This window comes from Pseudomaricurvus hydrocarbonicus (assembly GCF_011602365.1).
In the GTDB taxonomy this organism is placed as follows: Bacteria; Pseudomonadota; Gammaproteobacteria; order Pseudomonadales; family Cellvibrionaceae; genus Pseudomaricurvus; species Pseudomaricurvus hydrocarbonicus.
The window spans coordinates 206,508-230,756 of sequence record NZ_JAAONZ010000001.1; the positions used below are offsets into that span (position 1 = coordinate 206,508).

The 24,249-nt window shown below is 54.2% G+C and carries 22 protein-coding genes; 10 read left to right on the forward strand and 12 right to left on the reverse strand.

What is annotated here, in order from left to right:
• Nucleotides 1-7: 7 nt before the first annotated feature.
• From G8770_RS00850 to G8770_RS00860, 3 genes are all read right to left on the reverse strand, one after another.
• Nucleotides 8-937: an ABC transporter permease gene (locus tag G8770_RS00850; protein WP_243760224.1), complete on the reverse strand. Its 930-nt coding sequence runs from the start codon at nt 935-937 to the stop codon at nt 8-10.
• 103 nt (nt 938-1,040) lie between these two features.
• Nucleotides 1,041-2,360 (reverse strand): CmpA/NrtA family ABC transporter substrate-binding protein, encoded by a 1,320-nt coding sequence (locus tag G8770_RS00855; RefSeq protein ID WP_279537074.1) that lies wholly within the window; start codon nt 2,358-2,360, stop codon nt 1,041-1,043.
• A 983-nt stretch (nt 2,361-3,343) separates the two neighbouring features.
• Nucleotides 3,344-4,165 carry a hypothetical protein gene (locus G8770_RS00860; RefSeq protein ID WP_167180776.1) on the reverse strand — a complete coding sequence of 274 codons (822 nt, stop codon included), beginning with the start codon at nt 4,163-4,165 and terminating at the stop codon, nt 3,344-3,346.
• Between the two features lie 485 nt (nt 4,166-4,650).
• Between G8770_RS00860 and G8770_RS00865 the strand changes: the two genes are divergently transcribed.
• Nucleotides 4,651-5,487, forward strand: a complete 837-nt coding sequence (locus tag G8770_RS00865; RefSeq protein ID WP_208021967.1) for a type IV pili methyl-accepting chemotaxis transducer N-terminal domain-containing protein — start codon at nt 4,651-4,653, stop codon at nt 5,485-5,487.
• A gap of 133 nt (nt 5,488-5,620) precedes the next feature.
• Here G8770_RS00865 and G8770_RS00870 read toward each other — a convergent pair whose 3' ends face one another.
• From G8770_RS00870 to G8770_RS00880, 3 genes are all read right to left on the reverse strand, one after another.
• Nucleotides 5,621-6,262, reverse strand: coding sequence for an ANTAR domain-containing response regulator (locus tag G8770_RS00870; protein ID WP_167180778.1), 642 nt, complete (start codon nt 6,260-6,262; stop codon nt 5,621-5,623).
• A gap of 285 nt (nt 6,263-6,547) precedes the next feature.
• Nucleotides 6,548-7,036 (reverse strand): ribosomal protein S18-alanine N-acetyltransferase, encoded by a 489-nt coding sequence (gene rimI, locus G8770_RS00875; protein WP_167180780.1) that lies wholly within the window; start codon nt 7,034-7,036, stop codon nt 6,548-6,550.
• A gap of 74 nt (nt 7,037-7,110) precedes the next feature.
• Nucleotides 7,111-7,674, reverse strand: a complete 564-nt coding sequence (locus G8770_RS00880; RefSeq protein WP_167180782.1) for a hypothetical protein — start codon at nt 7,672-7,674, stop codon at nt 7,111-7,113.
• On the opposite strand from G8770_RS00880, the gene G8770_RS00885 reads away from it, so the two are divergent.
• Nucleotides 7,652-8,011, forward strand: coding sequence for a hypothetical protein (locus G8770_RS00885; protein ID WP_167180784.1), 360 nt, complete (start codon nt 7,652-7,654; stop codon nt 8,009-8,011). The genes G8770_RS00880 and G8770_RS00885 overlap by 23 nt on opposite strands.
• A gap of 78 nt (nt 8,012-8,089) precedes the next feature.
• On the opposite strand, the gene G8770_RS00890 is transcribed toward G8770_RS00885, so the two are convergent.
• The gene (locus tag G8770_RS00890) at nt 8,090-9,631 is read right to left on the reverse strand and encodes a 2-isopropylmalate synthase (protein WP_167180786.1); all 1,542 of its coding nucleotides are present in this window, start codon (nt 9,629-9,631) and stop codon (nt 8,090-8,092) included.
• A 161-nt stretch (nt 9,632-9,792) separates the two neighbouring features.
• Between G8770_RS00890 and G8770_RS00895 the strand changes: the two genes are divergently transcribed.
• Together G8770_RS00895 and G8770_RS00900 are read left to right on the forward strand one after the other, a co-directional pair.
• Nucleotides 9,793-10,164, forward strand: coding sequence for a hypothetical protein (locus tag G8770_RS00895; protein WP_167180788.1), 372 nt, complete (start codon nt 9,793-9,795; stop codon nt 10,162-10,164).
• 192 nt (nt 10,165-10,356) lie between these two features.
• The gene (locus tag G8770_RS00900; RefSeq protein ID WP_167180790.1) at nt 10,357-10,821 is read left to right on the forward strand and encodes a hypothetical protein; all 465 of its coding nucleotides are present in this window, start codon (nt 10,357-10,359) and stop codon (nt 10,819-10,821) included.
• A gap of 339 nt (nt 10,822-11,160) precedes the next feature.
• Here the strand turns inward: G8770_RS00900 and G8770_RS00905 are convergent, their stop codons facing one another.
• Together G8770_RS00905 and G8770_RS00910 are read right to left on the reverse strand one after the other, a co-directional pair.
• The gene (locus G8770_RS00905) at nt 11,161-11,736 is read right to left on the reverse strand and encodes a hypothetical protein (protein ID WP_167180792.1); all 576 of its coding nucleotides are present in this window, start codon (nt 11,734-11,736) and stop codon (nt 11,161-11,163) included.
• A gap of 29 nt (nt 11,737-11,765) precedes the next feature.
• Entirely contained in the window at nt 11,766-12,527 is a 762-nt protein-coding gene (locus G8770_RS00910) for a class D sortase (RefSeq protein ID WP_167180794.1), read from the reverse strand.
• A gap of 657 nt (nt 12,528-13,184) precedes the next feature.
• Here G8770_RS00910 and G8770_RS24295 point away from each other — a divergent pair.
• Both G8770_RS24295 and G8770_RS24300 read left to right on the forward strand, forming a co-directional pair.
• Nucleotides 13,185-13,406, forward strand: coding sequence for a cation:proton antiporter (locus G8770_RS24295; RefSeq protein WP_279537068.1), 222 nt, complete (start codon nt 13,185-13,187; stop codon nt 13,404-13,406).
• 60 nt (nt 13,407-13,466) lie between these two features.
• Complete coding sequence (locus G8770_RS24300; RefSeq protein WP_279537069.1) at nt 13,467-14,006, forward strand: cation:proton antiporter domain-containing protein; 540 nt, start codon at nt 13,467-13,469, stop codon at nt 14,004-14,006.
• 350 nt (nt 14,007-14,356) lie between these two features.
• Here G8770_RS24300 and G8770_RS00920 read toward each other — a convergent pair whose 3' ends face one another.
• The 3 genes from G8770_RS00920 to apbC form a co-directional block, all read right to left on the reverse strand.
• A complete protein-coding gene (locus tag G8770_RS00920) occupies nt 14,357-15,550 on the reverse strand; it encodes a BaiN/RdsA family NAD(P)/FAD-dependent oxidoreductase (protein ID WP_167180796.1) in 1,194 nt (397 codons plus the stop codon).
• A 228-nt stretch (nt 15,551-15,778) separates the two neighbouring features.
• Nucleotides 15,779-16,348, reverse strand: a complete 570-nt coding sequence (gene dcd / locus G8770_RS00925; RefSeq protein WP_167180798.1) for a dCTP deaminase — start codon at nt 16,346-16,348, stop codon at nt 15,779-15,781.
• A gap of 247 nt (nt 16,349-16,595) precedes the next feature.
• Nucleotides 16,596-17,702, reverse strand: a complete 1,107-nt coding sequence (apbC, locus tag G8770_RS00930) for an iron-sulfur cluster carrier protein ApbC (protein ID WP_167180800.1) — start codon at nt 17,700-17,702, stop codon at nt 16,596-16,598.
• Nucleotides 17,703-18,019: 317 nt separating this feature from the next.
• On the opposite strand from apbC, the gene metG reads away from it, so the two are divergent.
• The 4 genes from metG to rsxC all read left to right on the forward strand — a co-directional run bounded on the left by metG (nt 18,020) and on the right by rsxC (nt 24,241).
• Nucleotides 18,020-20,071 carry a methionine--tRNA ligase gene (metG, locus tag G8770_RS00935; RefSeq protein ID WP_167180808.1) on the forward strand — a complete coding sequence of 684 codons (2,052 nt, stop codon included), beginning with the start codon at nt 18,020-18,022 and terminating at the stop codon, nt 20,069-20,071.
• Nucleotides 20,072-20,371: 300 nt separating this feature from the next.
• Nucleotides 20,372-20,947, forward strand: coding sequence for an electron transport complex subunit RsxA (gene rsxA / locus G8770_RS00940; RefSeq protein WP_167180810.1), 576 nt, complete (start codon nt 20,372-20,374; stop codon nt 20,945-20,947).
• A gap of 58 nt (nt 20,948-21,005) precedes the next feature.
• The gene (gene rsxB, locus G8770_RS00945) at nt 21,006-21,629 is read left to right on the forward strand and encodes an electron transport complex subunit RsxB (RefSeq protein WP_167180812.1); all 624 of its coding nucleotides are present in this window, start codon (nt 21,006-21,008) and stop codon (nt 21,627-21,629) included.
• Nucleotides 21,626-24,241 (forward strand): electron transport complex subunit RsxC, encoded by a 2,616-nt coding sequence (rsxC, locus tag G8770_RS00950; RefSeq protein ID WP_167180814.1) that lies wholly within the window; start codon nt 21,626-21,628, stop codon nt 24,239-24,241. Before rsxB ends, rsxC begins: the two co-directional genes overlap by 4 nt.
• Nucleotides 24,242-24,249: the final 8 nt, after the last annotated feature.

Below are 24,249 nucleotides of genomic sequence, written 5' to 3' on the forward strand. Positions count from 1 at the left end.
CGTCTGTTTATCGATCCGCACTGGCTTTATCCCAGGACACATAGCGCTGTATCTGCAGCATGCCCCGATCCAATAAAAAGCCAATAAAACCGATAACAAGAACAGCCGCCATAATTCGACTCAAAGAGTCAGAGCTTCCGTTCTGAAATTCATCCCATACAAATTTACCCAACCCCGGGTTTTGAGCCAGCATCTCAGCTGCGATCAGCACCATCCAGGCCACACCGAATGACAGACGCATACCGGTAAAAATCATGGGAATCGAGGCGGGCAGGACAATTTTACGAACATGAGTCAATGGCGGCAGGCGCAAGACTTTACTGACGTTGACCAAATCACTGTCAATGGAAGCAACACCCACCGATGTATTGATGACCATTGGCCACAGGCAACAGAGCGTCACGGTAATCATGGAATTCAGAAAAGACTTTGGCACCGCTGGATCCGGGGTGTCGTAAACCGCACTCACCACCATGGTCACCAGAGGTAACCACGCCAGCGGCGAGACCGGCTTAAAGATCTGCACAATCGGGTTAACCGCAGAGTTCAACGGCCGACTCAGACCCACGGCAATCCCCAGAGGAATTGCGATGATGGCCGCAAGCAGAAAGCCGCTGATAACAGTTACCAGACTGGTGACGATTTGATCCAGAAAAGTTTCTTTACCGGTATAGTCACGAACTTTAGACACATAATCAGGATCCTTGGCAACTCGCGCTGCATTGCGCTTTTCCTGGCGTTCGTAAAAAGCGTCAGCTTTTTCTCGTTCCCTGACATGCTCGTCATAGAGGCTGCCAAATTGCTCAACCACAGCGGCAGGCCCCGGGAATTTCCCTAAAGAAGTATTAATATTTTGCGCCGCAACAGACCACAACAACAAAAACACCAGAACACCCAATAGAGGGAAAACGATGATTCTGGCCAGCTCACTCGCCATGCTTTTAACACGATCAGAGCCAAGCTGACTGTCGTTAATTTTACTGAATAACGTCGTAATGGTTGTCATGATCTGTTCCTCGTTACCTATTTAAAATTGACTCTTAGAGCTTGTCGCCGGTTTTCAGACCAATAGCAAACTTGTTGATGTACTCGTTTGGCTTGGAGCCGTCATACACAATGTTATCAATGAAGTGTTTCTGAGGACCACGGAAGCCATCTTCAGTAGCGAAGTCCGGAAACTCGCTGGCAGAAATCAAACCTTCTTCGATCAAAGATTTCGCTGCGGCTTCATAAATGTCGGGACGGTAAACCTTGGCAGCCAGCTCTTTGTACCATTCATCGCTTTGATCCGTTGAAATCTGTCCCCAGCGACGCATTTGTGTCAGGTACCAGATCGCATCGGAATAATAGGGATAGGTCGCGTTGTAACGGAAGAACACGTTGAAATCAGGCACTTCGCGCTTGTCACCTTTTTCATACTCAAAAGTGCCAGTCATGCTGTTGGCAATCACGTCGTAATCCGCGCCTACATAATTGGGTTGTGACAGAATTTTCACAGCTTCTGGACGATTGCCATTATTGTTTTCATCCAGCCACTTGGCGGCGCGAATGAGAGCACGGGTTAAACGGATAGTGGTGTTCGGGTATTTTTCGGAGAACTCTTTGGTGATACCGAAAACTTTTTCCGGATTGTCTTTCCAGATTTCGTAATCCGTGACCACTGGAACACCAATACCTTTAAAGACGGCTTGCTGATTCCATGGTTCACCCACGCAGTAACCATAGATAGTGCCGGCTTCTAACGTAGAAGGCATTTGTGGTGGTGGGGTAACGGACAACAGGGCATCCGCATTGATCTGACCAGAGGTATCACCTTTTTCCGGGGCGTAAAAACCTGGGTGAATACCGCCTGCTGCCAACCAATAGCGCAACTCATAGTTATGAGTGGATACCGGGAAGACCATACCCATGTTAAACGGCTTACCTTCTTGTTTGTACTTCTCAACCACGGGCTTTAACGCATCAGCCTTGATCGGATGCACGGGTCGACCGTCGTCCATTTTGGGAATGTTGGGTTTCATCTGCTCCCAGATTTCATTGGAAACGGTAATACCATTACCGTTCAGATCCATCGAAAAAGGCGTAATAATGTCAGCCTTGGTGCCATACCCCATGGTGGCCGCAATAGGCTGACCCGCCAGCATGTGAGCACCATCCAGGCGCCCATCAATCACACCATCAAGCAGAACTTTCCAGTTCGCCTGAGCTTCGATGGTGACGTACAAGCCTTCGTCTTCGAAATAGCCTTTTTCATACGCAATCGCAATCGGCGCCATGTCCGTCAGCTTAATGAAGCCAAACGTCAGCTCCTCTTTTTCCGGATAACCCAGCTCTTCAGCGTTAACCAGCGACACCCCCATGGATACACTGACTACGGTTGTAAACACACTTGCTTTTACGGCGCTCTTGAATGGTGTTAGCCACTTCATAGGTGCTTCCTCTTTATGGTTAAAATCTTTTCAATGTTTTCAAACTGTAAAAAAAAACGCCCATCACCCCATTGCTGACAGAATCAGTCATGGTGTGATGAGCGCCTTTGCCCGTAGAAGTTAAGCCCCGTTGCTTGACTTCCGCTGTATCTGTAACCGCTGTGTTCGCGTCTCAAACATCCCCGCCATCTCCGTTGACGGCTGAGGATGCTGAAATTTATTCAGTGTGCTCCAAAATAACCCGCACACGTTGTTTTGATTTCAACAGAGATAATGCAGGGAGTGTGCCAACAATAAATTTAATCAAGAAAAACCTAAAAAACCGCCATTTTTAACCGTTTGTGCACCACTTAAAGACACAAATATTGAAAAGAGATCCGCAATGGCATTTAGCTCTCGAAGCAAAAAGATTGATCTCACCCAAAAACAGCACTCAGGGAGCGCCTAATTGCACCATTACTTATCACCAATGACCGTTTTTAGCCTCTTCGATCAGAGCGGCAATCGGGAAAACCCAAAAAAACTGACGTGTCGCGTCAGACACAAGCCCACCACGAAGAGGCCATGACCCCGTCAGAGCGGCCAGGAACCGATGAAGAAACGAACAATCGAATGGACAAACAGACTTAGGCGCAGGGTGAAACACCCCAAAAAGGAAGAAGAAAGTCGGCCAGTAACTGCCAACCGGGACGGCCTGCCCGCAGAACAAGATCTAAAAGCGATGCCGATGGATAATAGCCGCAAGGTCAGACCGGCCGAAAAGGTTCAGAGGGGTTGAAGATAGCCGCGAATGTTACAATTTAGAGGAGACAAACGGTTTACGCCCGACACACTGACAGCCGGCAGACCAAGAGCAGCTTACCCGACACCCTCACCTGGCGCGGCAGGCCGGCCATCAAGCAAACCTCAGCCGTTTACTGCCAGCGCTGCTCTTTAACCAACTGATCGAATTGCTCCAGCAAGCTGTCTATAGCCGTTGTCGCCAGGGAGAAAAACTCGCCCGGCTCAATACTCGGCACATCCTGCAACAATTCATTATTAATGCAATCAATGAGCCTCCTGACCGATGTAATCTGTTTTTCCGAATCACCGCTTTCCTTCCAGAGACGACCGGTATTTGTCTCAATTTTCTGGCACAAATGATTCAGGCGTATCTTGGAAACACTGTCGCAATAAGAGGCTGCCGAAACACCGGTTCCTATAGCCCGGGCTTGACCGATGTATTCGGCCGCAGACAAGAGGTCACGCCAATACACGTGCAGGGGTTTACTCTTGTTGTCCTTGAGTAAATACAGATCACTCTCCTGAGCCAGGTCATCAATCAGGTACAGAACATTTTTAATCAGATGGTTGTGCTGCGACAAGCAGCTCTCAATCTTTAACGTTTGAAAATTCCCCGCCAAACGGGCCCAGTGCTGAGTAATGCCCTTCCAGCGCGGGTTGTCCTCAATATCCAGATCAATGGTGGCGATCTCCATCAAGTCGCGACTGACCTCGCGCTGCAATCTCTCGATATCCAGAATCAAGCTGGATTCGCCATTAAGATACCCACTGCACAATCCGCGGTGTTGCTGAACGTGACTCAACAGAGATCGTAAACTGGAAAGCCACTTGAGACCCCGGATTTGACGTTCTTTGCGACGGTGGCGTTTGGCAATAGAAATGCCTGACACCACGAATGCCAACACCATGACCCCAACAATCAATGCACCAAAGGAACTCGCCACACTATTCATAGATACCACCCTTTTGCTCAGCAGTGGGCTGAGGCATTGTCCGCAGACCCCACAACCAAAACCTTAAACAGCAATTATTATTCCATTTACTCAAGTATCTTCAAAATATTCCTGTGTTCACCCACCTGCAACGCAGCGGACAGCCTGCCCCGCGGGAACTCACCCAGGCCATTTCTGTCGCCTCCCTGGAATCGTACTTTTCCCGAATAAACCGCTCTCCATGACCAGGACACCAAGGCCCGGCAGCGCCCCGATCAGCCAGAGGGGCCGGCAAAATGTGTCCGTGCAGACCTCCCTTTCATCGCATCGCCCCAATACGATCCTCGCGGCTTAGGCGTGCACCAAGTTAACGCCCCAACCCCAAAATAATAAGTTGGCCAACTTATTGCTAAACGTAAAATATAAAAATAAGTCAACCACGTGAAAGCCCAAACGAAACACAAGCCAGGTCGACTGGCAAACAAAACAGCTAAAAGGAGAAATGCATGCTGTTCAGAAAGAGTCCGCTCAAAGTATTGACCACCGGCACAAGCCGGGCATTAACAATCATCACGCTGCTGACCACCTCACTCTTCACCGTTGCCAGCCCCTTCAGCAGCGCAGAAATTCACTCCATGGGCGAGGCCATTAACATTGCGGGACGACAACGGATGCTGTCGCAGCGCATTGCGCAATCCTACTTTCTAAAAGGCTTAAAACCCGACTCGCAGCGAGGCGAAACCCAGTTGCAACGAGCCATCAATGAATTTGAACGCAACCTGGAGAACCTGAAAAATTACGCACCGGCAGCCCCCATTAAATCACAAATTTTAACCGTCGAAGCCCTCTGGCGTCCCTACAAAGAATTAGCGTTAAGCCCGGCTTACAAGGGCAGCGCCGAAATCCTTTTTGAACAGAGCAACATCATCCTCAACCAAGCCCACCTGTACGTTTCACAATTGGAAAAACTCTCGGGGACCAGCAAAGGGGAAATCATCAACCTGTCCGGACGACAGCGTATGCTCTCACAGCGGATTGCCAAAAACTTTTTAGCCTTGCGGTGGGGTGTTCAGGACGCCAAAGCCACTGAACTGCTTTATGAAGACCTGGCCGAGTATGAAAACGTCTTGTCATACCTGTCCGAAAGCGAACTCAACACTCCAGACATCAACACCCAGCTCAGTAAAGTAAAAGGGCAATTCAAGTACGCCTCAAAAGGATTTGACGGTGCCATGAGCCTGTCGGAGCAGCGTTTGATTCACGTTGTCACAGGCACCACTGACGCCATGCTGCAAGGCATGAATGTGGTGACCGGCCAATACGCCGCACTGCTTACCGACTGACAACCATTATGCGCTGTGTCAGCCACCACTGGCTGGTACAGCGTGCACGCCATAAGCTAACGCCAAAGGCGCACGCCAAAACATTATGCCCCGCATGCAACAGGGGGAGAACCTTAAGCCCGGCAAGTCACGCTTATATTTTCGCAGCCCCCAGCATGGCGACCACATCTATCACGGAATCAGCCACCGCCGCCAGGGGTTGCCCCTTGTCCATCGCCATCTTGCGCAGCATGCGGTAGGCCTCTTCTTCACTCAAGCCCTGATTGCTCATCAACATGCCCTTGGCTCTGTCGACCTTCTTGCGATCCGCCAGCTTGGTCCGCGTTGTTTCCAATTCCTGACGCAACGACAGCGTTTCTTTAAAACGTGCGGAGGCAATATTGATAATGGAGGACAGGCGATGGGGCTGAATGTCATTCACCACAAAGGCGTTGACGCCACTGGCCACTACCTGCCTGATGAGTTTGGGGGCCTCTTTTTCAGCGAACATGATGACCGGCTTGGGGCAATAGTCGCGAATCAGTTGCAATTGCTGCAGCAGCGCCTGATCAGGCGCGTCGGTGCCAATCACGAGAATATCCGGCTGGTGAGCTTCCACCTGCTTCAGAAGCTGGCCAGAGTCCTTCATTTTCAGGGCAAGTCGATAACCCGAGTCCTCCAGGCCACGTCTTAGAGCGGATGCGCGCTCAGGGTCTGCATCCAGCAACAAAACCAGCTCTGCCTTGCTCGTAGTCTCATCCAAATGACCGGAATTCGATTTTAAATGCATCGTCATTTTCGACAATCGGTGACCCGCCCTCTCAGAGATCCTCACAGCCAAGGCGTTGTTTGCCGGCTGCCCAATACTCTCATCAAGCCAAAAGCGTGCCATTTATGCAGTGGCCGCCCTGCCCCATTCTGATTGGGTTGCAGCGCGAGCGCCTCCTTCAGTGCACCAAAACAAGACTCATTTTGAGGCAAAATGACAATTTGACGCTTGAATATGGGGCGCTAAAAACCTGAAAAATCGAAAAAGGCTTTCCTTGAGGCGCAGGGCGGAGGGCCATCTTGGTGCAAGCGACTATAAAAAAAGTTCTGTGGCCATCAGAATGGCATCCTCAGACCCTTTTTCGGTCGGGTAGTAATTGTGACGCAGCCCCACTTCGGCAAACCCGGCCGCCTGGTAAAGACTGATGGCGGAGGCATTGGACTCTCTGACCTCCAGATACATGCGACTGGCCTGGGACGCCACCTGTTGCATCAGCCACTCCAGAAAGCAGGTACCAATGCCCTGCCCCTGACAATCCGGCGCCACCACAAAATCCAGCAATTCAGCTTCGCCCACCACAATCGAGACAAAGGCAAAACCGATCCATTCATTCTGAGCCTGAATCCCCCAACAAGCGTACCGGGAAAGTCCTGACTCGATCAGCGAACGACTCCAGGGGTGGGAGTGAGCGCGTTGCTCCAACGCAACGATCGCCTCAAGAGCCTCGGTGGGTAAGGGCATGGCCCGAAATGAAAACTGTTTGGGGGTCGTCAGAAGGACTGAAGACGGGGAATGACTCATAGAAAAACGCCTGACAAGGCCACAACTACACGGCCAAATATAAAAAAGGGTTATGAAGTGAACACGGAATGACGTTAACGCTGCCGCAAGGGCTGTATGCTTTTCCAGGTTTGAGCCTTCAATTCAGGCTCCTGCAACATATCGCACAGGCTGGGTACGACAATCGCAGTCACCTTCAGAGGTTCCACTCGCACGGCCTTGCCAAGTGCACAGGCAAAGGAGTCCACGGCACTTAGCCCCGGTGAACGGGCTGTCGCCAAAGAGGCATCGTCGCCGGTTTCTGCAGTGGCGGGCAATAACTCTGGAGGTAATACATAATGACAGGCCTCTGCGCCCATCAATAGCACATACTCCACAGGTTCCATTTCCAGTCGCCCTTCCAACATAGCCAGAATTGTATCCCGCGCGGCATCATCCCCTTTGGGAGCCAGAGGGTAATCGTACATGGGCCATCGCAACACATCCGCTTTCGGCAAGGGTGTTCGAGGCAGCCCCAGCGCCGTCAGGATATTGGCCAGCAGCGGCTCGGTGGGCAGAGCCAGCTCGGCGTGCCGGCTGTCAACCACCAGCAGTTTGTCACTGACCCGCCAGAGGCTGAGCGCAAAACGCGGGTCGGTGACCGCTTCGGTCTTGGGCATAACACCGCTGACGGTTGGCCGCTGTTTCACATCGGCGGAGCGCACCACCTCAGAAATCGCCGCCAACGCCCGTCCCGCACCCTCATCGGCAGGTACTGCAGAAGAAGCTGTAGGAGAAGATATTGCAGAAGAAGCGGTGGTAACCGCTGCTGAAGAAGCCAACGCGGCAAGCGGTGCGGCGGCAGCCGGGCCAGCGCCCGGCAGCTCGGCCCTGCTTGGCAAACCTTCGCCAACCGGCATTGACACCGGCGGGGTGTCAGGACCCGATTCAGTCGGTAACACCGGCGCGCAGGCCTGTGGGGCCGGTGCCAGCGGTAAAATCCAGCGCGGCATATAGCTGTCTACCCCTAGGGCATCTAGATACTGCTGTCTCTGGATTTCATTCATCGATACGGCCGCTGATTCAGTGATTCGTTCACACCCCCCGCTGCGGGTGTGCCCTGCCCTCGGATTCTAACAGATTCAAAGCGTGTAAGTAGGCTTTTGCGGAAGCGGCGATCACATCCGTATCAGCCCCGACACCGTTGACGATTTCGCCATTTTTGGCCAGGCGCACAGTGACATCCCCCTGCGCTTCGGTGCCCGCGGTAATGGCATTCACAGAATACAATTCCAGCGCCGATTCGCTGCTCACCACCTTCTCAATGGCCTTGAAAACCGCGTCCACGGGCCCACCACCCTCGGATTCGGTGGTAATGGTGTTTCCCAGTCTGGTGAACGTCAGCTGTGCCCACGGCTTCTGGCCGGTCTTGCAGGCGATTTCCATGCCCACAAAACGGTAAATTTCCGTGCCGCTTTCAGCTTTTGCGTCAGACACCAGCGCCTGCAGGTCCTCATCGAAGATCTCATGTTTTTTATCCGCCAACGCTTTAAAGCGCTGAAAAGCATCGTTCAGCGCCTCGGGCGACTCAAAGGTCACCCCCAATTCTTCAAAGCGTGATCTGACCGCCGCTCGGCCAGAGTGCTTGCCCAGCACCAGCTTATTCGCCTTCCAGCCCACGTCCTCAGCCTTCATGATTTCATAGGTTTCGCGATGCTTGAGCACCCCATCCTGATGGATACCCGACTCGTGCGCAAAGGCATTGGCACCGACAATGGCTTTATTAGGCTGTACCGGAAATCCGGTCACCGTCGCCACCAGGCGTGATGTCGGCACAATAAACGTGGTATCGATCGCCGAGGCCAGCGGGTAGAAATCCTTGCGGGTGTTCACCGCCATCACAATCTCTTCCAGCGCTGCATTACCCGCACGTTCACCGAGGCCGTTAATGGTACATTCCACCTGGCGCACGCCATTCATCACGGCGGCCAGGGAGTTGGCCACAGCCAAACCCAGATCGTTATGACAATGGGTCGAGAGGATGGCTTTATCGGCATTGGCAACGTTGTTCATCACATTGCGGAAAATTGCCCCATACTCTTCCGGCGTGCCATAGCCGACAGTATCCGGAATATTGATGGTACGGGCACCCGCGTCAATCACGGCTTCAATGATCCGGTACATGAAGTCCGGCTCAGTGCGACTGCCATCCTCCAGGGAAAACTCAACATCTTCGGCAAGGTTGCGGGCCATTTTCACCGCTGTCACCGCCTGCTCCAGCACCTGCTCCGGCGCCATCTGCAACTTGTACTTCATGTGTATGGGGGAGGTGGCAATAAACGTGTGAATACGCCCTGAATTGGCATTTTTCAAAGCTTCGGCGGCCCGCTCAATGTCCGGTCGCACCGCTCGCGCGAGACTGCAAATGGTGGAATCCCTGACGGTCTCTGCCACCGCCTTCACCGATTCAAAATCCCCCTGACTGGCAATCGCAAAGCCCGCTTCAATGACATCGACACGCAGCTTTTCCAGCATTTTGGCAATCCGGACTTTTTCATCCAGCGTCATGGAGGCCCCCGGGCTTTGCTCACCATCCCGTAAGGTGGTATCAAAAATGACTAATTTTTCTTTATTCATAACAAGCCTCTGTGCGCCTATAACGCTGTTGTCCATTGCTGCCCTTGGTTATCACGGGGCCCTGCAGTTGATTGCCGACTCGGTAGGGAGTTTGTGCTTTGTGCGACAGTCTCGCTGGTCACTAGCGGATAATTATACTGACACTGTGAGCGCCTGTCCTGATGGAAACGGTGATTGCCTTGCTGATGCATTGGCTGGGCGCACAACCCGAGACCATTCGTTTTGCCACCAAAGCCGCTTTGGTGCCCACCTGGTTTCTTGCCATCTATACCATGATTGTCCTGCTGGCGCCGCTCAGCTTTCAATTTTGGCGTCGCTACGGCTGGGGCTCTCTGATGGTATTTGTCGCACTGGCCGCGGTGGCTGATGTGTTGTTTTTTCAGGCTGATCTGCACTGGCTGGGCTGGAGTAATTACTTTTGGGTTTGGCTGGCAGTCACCATCTTGGCTTCGCCTGGCACGATGGCCGTTTGGGCAAGCCCGTGCTTATGCTGTGCATTGCGGGCGCGGCTTTGGAATTGCTCTACACCCTGATATTTCATGGTCCCTACCCGCTCGCCATGGTCGGATCACCGGACAAGGCCGTGAGCAATTCACTGCCACCCAAAATCACACTACTGATCCTGGGATTGATTCAATTCGGTGTGTTGCACGCGCTCGAAAAGCCCATGCAGAAACTATTGTCCAACGCCAAACTCTGGACCCTGACCGTGTTAGTCAATTCCCATGATCATGACGGTGTATTTATGGCACATGACGATTCTGGTGCTGGTGTTTGGCGTCGCCTATATCAGCGGCGGCCTGGGCATGTCCTTGCCCCCGGGCATTGAAATTTGGTGGGCCAGCCGTCCCCTGTGGCTTGCGGGACTCATGCTGCTACTCATACCGGTGGCATTATCGCTGTCACCTCTTGAAAGGCTGCCATACATGCAAGCTGCGGGTGTGCCTTCCAGCTGGAGACTCATTGCCGGGGCCATGCTTGCCGGCCTGGGTATTGCCCTTGCCTCACTGAAAGGCTTCAGCGGCGATCCCGGCTCCCTGTGCTCATGGTCGGCGATGTTCCTGTGGTCGGCGATGTTCCTCTGGTCGGCGATGTTCCTGCTCGGGCTCGGCGCCCGAATGGGCGGTATCTGCTTACTGCCACAGATGCCTTTGGCCAGAAAACCACTGAACAAAACCGGCAACGGTTAAACACGAAACGGGGCAAAAGCCCCGGCGAAAACCTGAAAGATAATGCACGACTGTCACCTTGATCTGGCAACTCACCCGCGCCGTTCGAAAAAACGGTCATCCCGACAGGAGAACAGGCGTCGAGCAAAAACGAACACGTAAATCAGGCAGCGAGACAAGCTTCGGGTCCTGCCAATGACACCCGAAACTTGTTTGCTTTAAGCGGCCCAACCGTGCTTATAAGAACTTGTTCCGCCAGTCACATTCACGGTTCCTACAGGCAGAGCTTTTCAATACTCTTCCGTAAGTGGTCTCAGCACCGGCAGATCTCACTCTCTACGTGTTCTGTTACAACCACACTCAAGCCTGACGGCGACGCAATCGCAACAACCCACCTGCGGCAAACAACAAGCCACTGATCATTCCCAGCAGCGGTAAAGAACTTGCAGTGGTGGGCAATGCCGACACTTCCTCAGCATCTGTGGGATAAATCTTTTCCATGGCATCGTCATCGGCAGCAAAGGCAATGGAGTCAACACGCTGTTCAAAGAACTTGTCCTTGGAAATATACACCTGTATCTCATCGCCTTTTCTCAAATCCTTCACACGACGTTTTCGACCATCGACGATGGCACTATGCTCCATATCAGGTGTCACCTCGATGGTTTTATCCGAGGCCGGCAGATACAGCTTCATCGTGCCTTCCCAGTTGCTGCGAACAATCATTTCTGCTCGCGCATAAAGAGCTCCATCGATGTCATAAACGCCTTCACAAGCTCCCGCCAGCATGCCAAAACGAATTTTGGCCTCTTGGGTTGCCTGATAATCCTCGGCATAATCGCTACAATCACCAACACGTACCGGGTCAGCGGCTAGTGCTGTACCAGCTCCCACCAGTGCTGTAACAACTATCAACGGTTTGATCAGTTTTTTCATTGGCTTTCTCCTCGGGGTTGGGGGCACTTTCATTGTGAATAATTCAGTACCCCATGGGTATTCGGATCAGGATGGGTATCCACAGAAGTCACAAGGTTTGTGATGTGAATCGGTTTAGGGAAAATGTCGTTGCGGCTATCGTCGTTCGGCTGCTCTGGCAATGCTCGAATAATCAACCGCTCGGGTGCGTAACCCACATAATAAAACGGGTAGCAGGTTATCAAGGTCAGCGTTTGAGAATCCGTAGGATCCAGTACAGAGATATCCAGTGGGTCCGTTATGAACAGCTCTTTGACGACAAAGACCTGTGTGCCCTTGAGAGTCTTCAGTTTAATTTGGTCACCGACAGCGATATCCTTCAGCGGACGAAAAAAACCGTCGCGGTGGGCCGATACCACCATATTGCCTTTTTCACCCGGGTAGGCGGTACCATCAACAATTCCGGCACCCCGATTGAGTGTCAAGCGATCGGTCCCAGGAAAAACCGGCACCTGCAGTTTCAAACGGTCAATCGCCAACACCGCCAGAGGCACTTTATCACTGGTCAGTTCGGTGTACTTTTTTTTGCGACTTTCAGACCACAAACTTTGATCCGGTTCTTCTAACTTGAGTGCCTCTAGCGCTTCTTGCGCTGACAAGGCCTCATCAAAAGCCGCCATCGCCTGACGCGACACAAGCGCAGAGTCCAAATACGCCATACCCACAAACAACAGACCCAGCACACCAAAGCCCAATAAAAACCGCTCCAGGTAAACGAGAAAGCCAGGCTTCGTCAACCAGTCGTATCTCAAGGGTGTCTCTCCTTGGTCACTTAATCCAACGTGTTTACATGAACTTGCTTTATTGTTCTTTGCCATTGACCAAAAGCTGCCTGATCACCCGGCGTATGGACACCCCAAAATGCGCCACGTTTAGAACAGGCTGATTCGCAGTGTCGCTTCACTTGCGGACTGAAGATATCAGGCATGCACCTCAGCAAGGCAGAAAAAGCGAGTGTTATAAATGAGAAAAAATGACCTGGAGTTTCTTTCGAATCCCTCGATCAGCGTTAGACAAGTCCGACGCCAGAACGACAAACCCCAAAACACGGTTTTAAATTCGGTTCACTCCGGAAACTCGTCCTCATTCGAACATCGTCTTCAACCACTTTACCCTTAAAATTACGGTCTTATGCAACAACATCATTGGTAAAGAGTGTAGCAGGAATAATCGAGCAAACTGGATTCGAAGAATCAGGCGCCTTTAATTTGACCTCGCGCCATAAACCCGGCGTCTATTACTTCATCAAGGAAAATATTTGCGCCAGTTTCTTGACCAAAAAAATCTTTTGGGACGCGGCTGACATAGACTCATGACGGTGGCGTTGAAATCCATTCCGCCACAAAATGAAATATAAAACAGGTTTTTAACTGAAAAAATCAACCTGTCGGCCGAAAAGGTTTTCCCTCATGACTGACATTTTACTTCTGGCCTTCATTTTTCTCGTCGCCGGTGTCATCGCCGTCCCCATCGCAACGCGCTTTTCGTTAGGTTCCGTACTGGGTTATTTACTGGCAGGCATTGCCATCAGCCCATTGCTGACGCTGTTGAAAGTCGATGTGATTGCCGTACAACATTTTGCCAAATTCGGTGTGGTGGTGATGCTGTTTCTGGTGGGGCTGGAACTGTAACCCAAATCCCTATGGGCCATGCGCTCTTATCTGTTGGGTCTAGGCTTTGGGCAGGTCGTATTGACCACCCTGGTGCTGATGGCTGCGGGTGTGATATTCGGTCACTCCTGGTCCGAGGCACTGGCCATTGGTCTGATACTGACCCTGTCGTCCACGGCCATCGTCCTGCAGTCCCTTGAAGAAAAAGGGCTGTTAAAATCTGATGGTGGGCAGTCGTCATTTGCGGTACTGCTCGCCCAGGATATCGCCGTGAGCCCCATGCTGGCTCTGGTTCCGCTGTTGGCCTTGCCCGACCTGGTGGAGACACTGCATCACACCGCCGACCCGGCTCAACACGCCAGCGCGCTGAGTCTGGTCGATGGACTCAACAACTGGCAAACCGCCCTGGTCACCCTCGCATCGATCACACTGGTGGTGTTGGGCGGCAGCTTGCTGACCGCACCGATTTTTCGCTTTGTGGCAACTGCCCGTTTGCGTGAACTGTTTACCGCCACCACCCTGATGGTTGTCATCGGTATCGCTTTATTGATGTCTCTGGTCGGCCTCTCGCTGGCTCTGGGGACCTTTCTGGCCGGTGTTGTGCTGGCAAACTCCTCTTAACGCCACGAGCTTGAAAGTAACATTGCCCCTTTTAAAGGGCTGCTTTTAGGGCTTTTTTTATCACGGTCGGAGCTGGTATTAATTTTCCGTTACTGATGGACAACCTGGTCTCTATTATCGTCCTGACCCTGGGGCTCATGACAATCAGGCCTATATGGAACGAGTAAAGGAAGTGAAGGAGGTGTTGGGGCCTAAAATCGCCACCAAGATGAAAGCCCTGCGCACGCAAGACTCTGAGCGGTAAGGGCCACGCCCTTTTCTTGAATGAAAAACTTAGCCTCATCGCCCCGCTGATCGACAAACCCCTGACAAACACAACGGCTAGCCAAACGTAACCGCCCGCCGAAAGCCTAGGCGAAGGATCCGGCCGCGTGCCCGGACGCCCAGGCCCACTGAAAATTGAAACCGCCCAGCCAGCCGGTGACGTCCACCACCTCACCGACGAAATACAAACCCGGCTGGTTTTTCGCTTCCAGGGTTTTGGACGACAGGTCATCGGTATTCACCCCCCCCAAAGTCACTTCGGCGGTGCGGTAGCCTTCGGTGCCGGCGGGAAGAATTGTCCAGCCGTGCAGCTGATCGGCCAGGGCTTGCAATTGCTTGTCACTGTAGCTGTTCATCGGCTGACTGTTGAGCCAGTGTTCGCAAAACACATTGGCCCAGTTTTTGGTGTGCAAATTCGCCAGCACGGTTTTGAGTTCCGCTTTGGGACGCTCCTCTCGGGCTTGCTGGAAAAAGTCCATCAGGTTGCGATCCGGACTCCAGTCAATGGAGATGTCTTTGCCCGGTTGCCAGTAAGAGGAAATTTGCAAGACCGCCGGGCCACTCAGCCCGCGGTGGGTGAACAAAATGTTTTCCCGAAAGCTTTGCTCGCCGCAGCTGATGCGCACATCGGCCGAGCTTCCCACCAGGGATGCAAAGGGCGCGAGCTGTTCTTTGGATAACGTGAACGGCACCAGACCGGCGGTGCGCGGCAGCAACCGCAAGCCAAATTGCTCGGCCAGTTCATAACCCAAGCCGGTCGCCCCCATCGTGGGGATAGACAGGCCACCCGTTGCCACCACTAAAGACTCTGCCGCAATGTCGCCGAGTGTGGTCTTAACGAGATAGCACGTCTTGCCAGTGTCATAAGCCACCGACTCAATACTGCAATGGGTGCGCACTTGCGCTCCGGCCTGATCGCATTCGCTGAGCAACATGTCGACAATGTCACTGGCCTTGTTGTCGCAAAATAACTGCCCCAGTTTTTTCTCGTGGTAGGGCACCTGATGCTTGCCCACCAGCTCAATAAAATCCCACTGGGTGTAGCGGGCCAGAGCGGATTTAAAGAAGTGAGGGTTTTCACAGAGAAAGTTGTCGGGCTCCGCGTACATGTTGGTGAAGTTACAGCGACCGCCACCCGACATCAGAATTTTCTTGCCCACTTTATTGGCGTGATCCACCACCAGCACCTTGCGCCCGCGCTGGCCGGCGCTGATGGCACACATCAGGCCCGCGGCTCCGGCACCGATTATCAACACATCAACCTGTTGTGAGGCAGTCATACTTCATTCTCTAAAAAGGGGTTCTGGCTGTTTGGCCAAAGCAATTGCGCTGCTTGACGATGACAATGGCGCTACGCCGGTTTCGCCCGATGGCGGGCAGAACCCAGCCGAAGCCACACAGATTAAACGCAAAACGGGAGACCCGAGGCACATCACTTAAGCGTCAAACTTAAGCTGCACTTCAGGCCTCCCATTCAAGATCCGTGAACAGACCGAGCTACGGAAAGATCAGGTTTGCGGCAGTGTCACGCCGGTCTGTCCCTGATACTTGCCACCGCGGTCTTTATAGGAGGTCTCACAAATCTCGTCGGATTCGTAGAACAGCATCTGTGCCACCCCTTCATTGGCGTATATTTTCGCAGGCAGTGGTGTGGTGTTGGAGAACTCCAGAGTCACGTGACCCTCCCACTCCGGCTCCAGCGGCGTGACATTGACGATGATGCCGCAACGCGCGTAGGTGGATTTTCCCAGACAGATGGTCAATACACTGCGGGGGATACGGAAGTATTCCACCGTGCGGGCCAGGGCAAAAGAATTGGGCGGGATGATACAGACATCTTCCTGTATATCCACAAAGCTGTTGGCATCGAAATTCTTGGGGTCTACCACAGAGGAATACACGTTGGTGAAAATCTTGAACTCATTGGCACAACGCACATCATAGCCGTAGCTGGAGGTACCGTAAGAAACCAAACGCTCACCCGCGTCGTTATAGCGTACCTGTCCTGGCTCGAAAGGCTCAATCATGCCTTCGTTTTCAGCCATCCGGCGAATCCACTTGTCGGATTTAATGCTCATGTTGTCCCCGTTTGAATCAATCTGGTGTGAGACACGCTCGCCACCATCGCCTCACCCAGGAGAAACAGGATGGGCAGACAGCAAGCCAGTACTCGGAAGTAGAAGAAAGAGGCCGAATCATACTGGCTTTGCCGCTGCTAAGCAAAGGCCCACCGAAGGTACGCAAAGGCCCCCCAGAAGGTGCGCCAAGTGCCACAGAAAGTCCGCAAAGCCCTGCAAAACTCGTCAAGCGGCCCCTCTCTGCGGATTAATCGTCTGAAATTTCGATGACCGGGGCCGCCCCCTGAGACACGGACTTGGCCAGCTCGGCCGCCAGTTTGAGCGCAATGTGGCGGTACGTCATGGCCAGGTCCGAATCCGGGTCTGCGGCAACGGTCGGACAGCCACTGTCGGCCTGCTGGCGAATCGACAAGTTCAGCGGCAGGGCTCCGAGCAAGCGGGTCTGGTAATCACTGGCGATGCGCTGACCGCCACCCTCGCCAAAAATGTGCTCTTCATGGCCGCAATTTGAGCAAATATGCGTCGCCATGTTCTCGATCACCCCCAATACCGGGACGCTGACCTTGCGAAACATCTCAATGCCTTTTTGCGCGTCCAGCAAAGCAATGTCCTGCGGTGTTGTCACCACCACAGAGCCCGTCACCGGCACCTTCTGCGACAGGGTCAACTGAATATCACCGGTGCCCGGTGGCATATCGATGATCAGGTAATCCAGTGGCGGCCAGGCCGTCTGGGTCAGCAACTGCTGCAAGGCCCCGCTGGCCATGGGCCCGCGCCACACCATCGGCGTTTGCTCGGTAACCAGATACCCCATGGAAATGGAATGGATACCGTGGGCCTCAATGGGCACCAGCATCTGTCCCTGCGGGCCCTTTTCCAGCTCTGGACGTTGCTTACCTACCCCCAACATGGCTGGCACACTGGGGCCATAAATATCCGCATCCAGAATTCCCACGGTCGCACCTTCGGCCTGCAACGCCAGGGCCAGATTGATGGCGGTAGTGGATTTGCCCACCCCGCCCTTGCCCGACGCAACCGCGACAATGTTCTTCACATTGGGGATGGTCGCCCCGGGATCCATCACCGGCCCCGACGGTATCGCCCAGCCGATGTCCACCGCCACCTGCTCCACACCCGGCAGGTCTTTTACTGCCGCCCAGATGGATTCGCTCAACGCCTTCAGCATACCCTGAGCCGGAATCGCCAACAGCACGACCAACTCGACCTTGCCGTCCACGACGGACACGCTTTCCACCTGCCCCAACTCCCCCAGCGTTGCCTCCAGGTTGGGCAGGGGCAAGGCCAGTACACGGGCTTCTATTTGATTGGGCAACAACTCACTGGCGTTGGACATGGCGACTTCCTTAGTGGGTAGAAAAATTAGTCAGTACAAATATAAGTACAAAATGGCAGCTGCCCGCAGGGACAGTCATGAAAGGGGTAACTGGCTGTAGTATAAAGATTTAGGGCTTAAATGGAGATCAAAAGGCCAAATCCAAGGCTGAATTCGTCAAAATGGCACGAAACAGGCATTTAATTAACCAAAGACAGCGGTAAATTCACCGCCAACCCCTGATCTCATCGCTAAAAAATGCTATAGTTCGGCGCTTTTTTTCAGGGGCTGATCATACGCCCCGACACATCCAACCTGTCAGTGAGATTGCATTTATTATGACTGAACGTCGTAAAATTCTGGTTACCAGCGCCCTGCCTTACGCCAATGGCTCCATTCACCTGGGTCATTTGGTGGAATACATCCAAACCGACATCTGGGTGCGCTTTCAGAAAATGCGTGGACACGAATGCACCTACGTCTGCGCCGACGACGCTCATGGCACGGCCATCATGCTCAAAGCCGAGCAGCTGGGCCTGACGCCCGAACGACAGATTGCCAACGTCAAAGCCGAGCACGAAAAAGACTTTGCCGAATTTTTGGTCAACTTCGACAACTTCCACTCCACCCACTCGGAAGAAAACCGCGAGCTGTCCAACTTCATCTACGAAAAGCTGAAGGCCAATGGCCACATCGCCAGCCGCAAAATTACCCAGGCGTTTGACCCGGAGAAAGAACTGTTCCTGGCCGATCGCTACATCAAGGGCACCTGCCCCAAGTGCAAAATGGACGACCAGTACGGCGACAACTGTGAGGCCTGTGGCGCCACCTACTCGCCCACCGAACTGATTAACCCCAAGTCCGTCATCTCCGGTGCAACACCCATTGAAAAAGAGTCCGAGCACTTTTTCTTTAAATTGCCGGAATTTCAGGATTTTCTGAAGACATGGACCCGCGCGGGCCACCTGCAGGACGAAGTCGCCAACAAGCTGGCCGAGTGGCTGGACAGCGGTCTACAGGAATGGGACATCTCCCGCGACGCACCCTATTTTGGTTTTGAAATCCCCGGCGAGAAAAACAAGTTCTTCTACGTCTGGCTGGACGCCCCCATTGGCTACCTGGCCAGTTTCAAAAACTACTTGTCCAAGCAGGAAGGGGTGGACGTCGAGGCGACGTTCAACGACTACTGGAAAGCGGACTCCGACTGCGAGGTGTACCACTTTATCGGCAAGGACATCGTCAACTTTCACGCCCTGTTCTGGCCAGCCATGCTCAGCTCGGCTCAGTTGCGCACCCCAACCAAGGTCTGCGTGCACGGCTTCCTGACCGTCAACGGCAAGAAAATGTCCAAATCCCGCGGCACCTTTATCAATGCCCGCACTTATCTGGACCACCTGAACCCCGAGTATCTGCGCTACTACTTCGCCGCCAAGCTCAGCAGCTCCGTAGACGATCTCGACCTGAATCTGGACGACTTTATTCAGCGCGTCAACAGCGACCTGGTCGGTAAAGTGGTGAACATCGCCAGCCGCACCGCCAAGTTCATCCAGAAAAGTGGCGGCACCCTGTCCACCACCATTGCCGACGAAGCCCTGTGGCAGAAGTTCATCGACGCCGATGCCATCATTGCTGGCCACTTTGAAGCCCGCGACTTCGGCAAAGCCATGCGTGAAGTCATGGCCCTGGCCGATGCCGCCAACGAGTACATTGCTGCACAAGCACCCTGGTCACTGGCCAAAGAAGAGGGTACCGAGCAACAGGTGCTGGACATCTGCACCCTGGGTGTGAACATGTTCCGCGCCCTGCTGACCTACCTGAAACCGGTCGTCCCGGCGCTGGCGGCGGGGGCGGAAGACTTCCTGGGTGAAACCCTCAGCTGGAATAGCCCGGTCGCTTTCCGCGGTGGCGAAGCCATCAACAAATTCAAACCGCTGCTGACCCGCATCGAGAAGGACAAGGTAGACGCCATGATTGACGCCAGTAAAGAAGCCCTGGCCTCGCTCGAAGCGCAAGTCTCCGCGCCTGCCACTGCCGACAGCGAGCTGGCGAAAGAGCCGCTGGCGGATGAAATCAACTTCGACGACTTTGCCAAGGTCGATTTGCGTGTCGCCCTGATCGCCAAAGCAGAACACGTCGAAGGCGCCGACAAGCTGTTGCGCCTGACGCTGGATCTGGGCGGTGAAACCCGCAACGTCTTCTCCGGCATCAAAAGTGCTTATCAACCGGAAGACCTGGAAGGCAAGCTGACCGTCATGGTCGCCAACCTGGCGCCGCGTAAAATGAAGTTCGGCATTTCCGAAGGCATGGTGCTGGCCGCCGGCCCCGGCAAAAAAGAAATTTACCTGCTGGAACCCCATTCCGGCGCGAAGCCCGGCCAGCGGGTCATGTAACTCGCCACCAACCTCGTTATTGCCCCCCAAGCCGGTGCTCCAGACAAGGAGCGCCGCAGCAAGGTGAATTGCCCCAGGAGCAAGGGAGGGTGACCAGGGCAACCTCTCAGGGCTTGCGCCACCCAGGGGAAGATTGCCGCGCTGCGCTCGCAATGACGAGATTGCTATTGATTAATGACCTGGTTTTTACTGGCTATTAGCTACACACTCAGCCAATAAGCATTATCGGCAAAACCGTTAACCGAAACCTTACTTATCCATTAAAATGGTAAGGATTTCAAACGCCTGGATGGACATCCTATGACAGATTTTGTGGTGATTCTGATCAGCACGATCCTGGTCAACAACTTCGTACTGGTTCAATTTTTGGGGCTCTGCCCGTTTATGGGTGTGTCCAACAAATTGGAAACCGCCATTGGTATGGGGGGTGCAACCACCTTTGTGTTGACGCTCGCGTCCATTTGCAGTTATTTGGTTCACAACTTCATCCTGGAACCCCTGGGGCTCGAGTACCTCAAGACCATCGCCTTTATTCTGGTGATCGCCGTCGTGGTGCAATTCGCCAAGATGTTCATCGAAAAGACCAGTCCCCTGCTATACCGCGTGCTGGGAGTCTTTTTACCGCTCATCACCACCAACTGTGCGGTACTGGGTGTGGCGCTGCAAAACACCGCCAAGGCCCACACCTTTACCGAATCGGCACTCTATGGCTTTGGCGCCGCGCTGGGGTTTTCCTTTGTGTTGATTCTGTTTTCCGCCATGCGCGAACGCCTGGCCGTGGCCGATGTGCCCGCACCGTTCAAAGGTGCCGCCATCGGTATGATTACCGCGGGGCTGATGTCCCTGGCCTTTATGGGTTTCAGCGGTCTGGTCTGATTGTGTTTCTGATTGTAATTTTGACAAACAACAGCCGACCCCAACAACGTTGACGACTATGTACGAATATCTTCTCACACACCCGTTTCTCGCGGCACTGATTGCCCTGGTTGCCCTGGCTTTAGTGTTTGGCGCAGTGTTGGGTTACGCCGCGGTGCAATTCAAAGTCGAAGGCGATCCCATTGTGGATCAGCTGGATGAACTGCTGCCGCAAACCCAGTGTGGCCAGTGCAGCTACCCCGGCTGTCGCCCCTACGCCGAGGCCATTGCCAACGGCGATGCGATTAACAAGTGCCCTCCCGGCGGCCAGGCCACCATCAACGCCATTGCCGATTTACTGGATGTGGAAGCGCCCACACTGGATGAAGAGCACGGCGAAGAAGCCGAAGTCAAAACCGTGGCCTACATTCGCGAGGACGAATGCATTGGCTGCACCAAATGCATACAGGCCTGCCCGATGGACGCCATCCTCGGCGCCGCCAAACAAATGCACACCGTCATTGCTGACGAATGTACCGGCTGTGACCTGTGTGTCGAACCCTGCCCGGTTGATTGCATCGACATGTTGCCGGTGGCATCCGGCCTGAGCGATTGGAAGTGGAACAAACCACCGGCCGTGGTCGAAAACTTCCAGCTCATTGCCAGCGATAAACAACCTGAAAAAGACGGAGCGGCCGCGTGAGAAAAATTTGGTCGATCCCCGGTGGCATTCACCCGGAAGAAAACAAAAGCCAGTCCCTGCAGCTGCCTCTCGGTGAGGTTGCACTGCCATCGGAACTGATCTTCCCGCTCAGCCAGCATATTGGCGCCCCCGCCAAGCCGATTGTCACGGTGGGTGAGCGCGTGTTGGCCGGGCAAAAAATTGCCGACGCCAAAGGCATGATCAGCGCAGCGGTTCACGCCTCAACGTCCGGTACCGTGACCGCCATTGAAGACCGCACGCTGCCCCACCCTTCCGGATTAAGCGGCCCCTGCATCGTGCTTGCGGCTGACGGCAAGGACGAATTTGCCGCCTTTGAAGCGTGCGAAGATTACCTGTCACTGGACAAGGCGGTGCTGGTGCAAAAAATCCGCGAGGCCGGTATTGCCGGCATGGGCGGTGCCGGTTTTCCCACCGCCGTCAAGCTCAGCCCCCGCGCCAACCAGCCCATTGATACGCTGATCATTAACGGCACCGAATGTGAGCCGTACATCACCGCTGACGACATCCTCATGCAGACTCAGGCCGAGGACATCATCAAAGGCACCCTGTTGCTGGCCCACATACTGAGCCAGCCCGGCCGTATCGTCATTGGCATTGAAGACAATAAACCGCTGGCCATTGCTGCCATAACCCAGGCGGCCGAGGGGACCCCGGTAGAAGTGGTGAGCTTTCCGACCAAGTACCCGTCTGGCGGAGAAAAACAGCTGATTCAAATTTTGACCGGTAAAGAAGTCCCCTCTGGCGCCTTGCCTTCGAGTATCGGTATCGTCCTGCAGAATGTTGGCACCACCGTCGCCGCGTACGAAGCCGTGCGTTTTGGCAAGCCACTGATCGAACGCATCACTACCGTGGTGGGCGAAGCCCTGGCAACCCAGCGCAACATTCGCGTGCGCCTTGGCACCCCCATTCACCACGTGCTGGCGGAACACGGCTTTGCGGAAAAGAAAGCCATGCGCCTGATCGTCGGTGGCCCCATGATGGGGTACGCGCTGGAGCAGGATGACGTACCGGTGGTAAAAACCACCAACTGTATTCTGGCACCGACGAAAAAGGAAATGCCCCCTCCGCGCCCCACTCAAGCGTGTATTCGTTGTGGTATGTGCGCCGAGGCCTGTCCCGCCAGCCTGCTGCCACAACAAATGTACTGGTACGCCGCGGCGGAAGAATACGATCGCCTGGAAGCCCAGAACATTATGGACTGCATTGAATGCGGCGCCTGTTCGTATGTCTGTCCCAGCAATATTCCACTGGTGCAATACTATCGTGCCGCCAAAGGCACCATGCGGCAAATGGCGATCGACAAAGAGAAGTCCGATCGCTCGCGCAAGCGTTTTGAGTTCCGCCAGGAACGTATCGCCAAAGCCGAGGCGGAAAAAGAAGCCAAGCGCCTGGCCCGCAAAAAAGCCGCTGAACTGGCCAAACAGAAACAGGAAGCCGATAAAGCCGCGGGCGTGCAACCTTCGGGTCACACTGCCAAAGCCGACATTGTCGCCACCGCCATGGCCAGCGCCAAGGCCAAACAGGCGACGCCGGAAGAGCAAAAAGCCAAACTGGAACGCGCCGTCACCAGCGCCGAAGGCCGTCTGGAAAAACTGCAACAGCGCCACAGTGACGCCGATGGCGATATGAAAGAACGCCTGGCCGCACAAATTAAGCAGGCAGAGCTCAAGCTGCAGGAAGCCAAAGACAAGTTAGCCCACTTTACTCCCGTGCCTACCGCCATCACCACGGTTGCAGCAGATGCACCTGCCGCTACCGCTGACCCCAACGACCCGGTTGCGGTCGCCATCGCCCGCGCGCAAGCCAAGATGACCATGGCACCGGACGAAAAACTGCAAGCCAACATCGTATCGTTAACCGGGCGCCTGGCCAAAGCCGAAGAAAAACTGGCGGCCGCCAAAGCGGAGAACTCCGACAAGGTCGACGCCCTGCAAACCGGTGTCGACAAACTCAAAGAAAAAATTGCCAGTGCCGAACAGGAACTGGCTGAACTGACCCCCTCGGCACCCACAGCCACACCGGCACCTGAGCAGGATGCCGCTGCAGCCGCCATCGAACGCGCCAAAGCCAAGGCCGCCGCACAGGCCAACCTGTCTCCCGAAGACAAGCTGCGTGACCAGCTGACCAGCATCAACGGTCGCCTGGAAAAAGCCCGCATCAAGCTGGAACAGGCGCAGGCCGAGAACACCGACACGGTGGCTGCGTTACAACTGGGACTGGACAAGATGCTCGCCAAGCAGGATAAGCTGCGGGACGAATTGCGGGCCCTGAACCCCAACGCCCCGGAGCTGACCGATCAGCCGGCAACCGCTGCAGAGGTTGCCCCGCAACCCGCGCCGACAGTGGACGCCGCCACGGCCGCGATTGAAAAAGCCAAGGCCAAAGCCGATGCTCTGGCCAGCATGTCGCCAGAAGACAAGCTGCGCGATCAAATAGCCTCCCTGGAAACCCGTCTGGATAAAGCCAAGCAACGACTGGCCAAAGCCGAGGCGGAAGACGACCCTAACCTGGACGCGTTTAAAGCTGGCGTTGAAAAAACCGAAGCCAAGCTGCAACAAACCAAACAACAGCTCGTCACTAGCAACTCGTAACCCGAGAC

What these genes read in the sequence shown, in the direction of transcription:
- rimI (WP_167180780.1), bottom strand. Translation starts at nt 7,036, where the DNA reads ATGAGTCATTCCCCGTCTTCAGTCCTTCTGACGACCCCCAAACAGTTT.
- G8770_RS00880 (WP_167180782.1), bottom strand. Translation starts at nt 7,674, where the DNA reads ATGCCCAAGACCGAAGCGGTCACCGACCCGCGTTTTGCGCTCAGCCTC.
- G8770_RS00890 (WP_167180786.1), bottom strand. Translation starts at nt 9,631, where the DNA reads ATGAATAAAGAAAAATTAGTCATTTTTGATACCACCTTACGGGATGGT.
- G8770_RS00855 (WP_279537074.1), bottom strand. Translation starts at nt 2,360, where the DNA reads ATGGGGGTGTCGCTGGTTAACGCTGAAGAGCTGGGTTATCCGGAAAAA.
- G8770_RS00905 (WP_167180792.1), bottom strand. Translation starts at nt 11,736, where the DNA reads ATGAAAAAACTGATCAAACCGTTGATAGTTGTTACAGCACTGGTGGGA.
- G8770_RS00850 (WP_243760224.1), bottom strand. Translation starts at nt 937, where the DNA reads ATGGCGAGTGAGCTGGCCAGAATCATCGTTTTCCCTCTATTGGGTGTT.
- rsxB (WP_167180812.1), top strand. Translation starts at nt 21,006, where the DNA reads ATGTACGAATATCTTCTCACACACCCGTTTCTCGCGGCACTGATTGCC.
- G8770_RS00865 (WP_208021967.1), top strand. Translation starts at nt 4,651, where the DNA reads ATGCTGTTCAGAAAGAGTCCGCTCAAAGTATTGACCACCGGCACAAGC.
- G8770_RS00900 (WP_167180790.1), top strand. Translation starts at nt 10,357, where the DNA reads ATGATCATGACGGTGTATTTATGGCACATGACGATTCTGGTGCTGGTG.
- dcd (WP_167180798.1), bottom strand. Translation starts at nt 16,348, where the DNA reads ATGAGCATTAAATCCGACAAGTGGATTCGCCGGATGGCTGAAAACGAA.
- apbC (WP_167180800.1), bottom strand. Translation starts at nt 17,702, where the DNA reads ATGTCCAACGCCAGTGAGTTGTTGCCCAATCAAATAGAAGCCCGTGTA.
- G8770_RS00920 (WP_167180796.1), bottom strand. Translation starts at nt 15,550, where the DNA reads ATGACTGCCTCACAACAGGTTGATGTGTTGATAATCGGTGCCGGAGCC.
- rsxA (WP_167180810.1), top strand. Translation starts at nt 20,372, where the DNA reads ATGACAGATTTTGTGGTGATTCTGATCAGCACGATCCTGGTCAACAAC.
- G8770_RS00860 (WP_167180776.1), bottom strand. Translation starts at nt 4,165, where the DNA reads ATGAATAGTGTGGCGAGTTCCTTTGGTGCATTGATTGTTGGGGTCATG.
- G8770_RS00870 (WP_167180778.1), bottom strand. Translation starts at nt 6,262, where the DNA reads ATGACGATGCATTTAAAATCGAATTCCGGTCATTTGGATGAGACTACG.
- G8770_RS00895 (WP_167180788.1), top strand. Translation starts at nt 9,793, where the DNA reads ATGGAAACGGTGATTGCCTTGCTGATGCATTGGCTGGGCGCACAACCC.
- metG (WP_167180808.1), top strand. Translation starts at nt 18,020, where the DNA reads ATGACTGAACGTCGTAAAATTCTGGTTACCAGCGCCCTGCCTTACGCC.
- G8770_RS24295 (WP_279537068.1), top strand. Translation starts at nt 13,185, where the DNA reads ATGACTGACATTTTACTTCTGGCCTTCATTTTTCTCGTCGCCGGTGTC.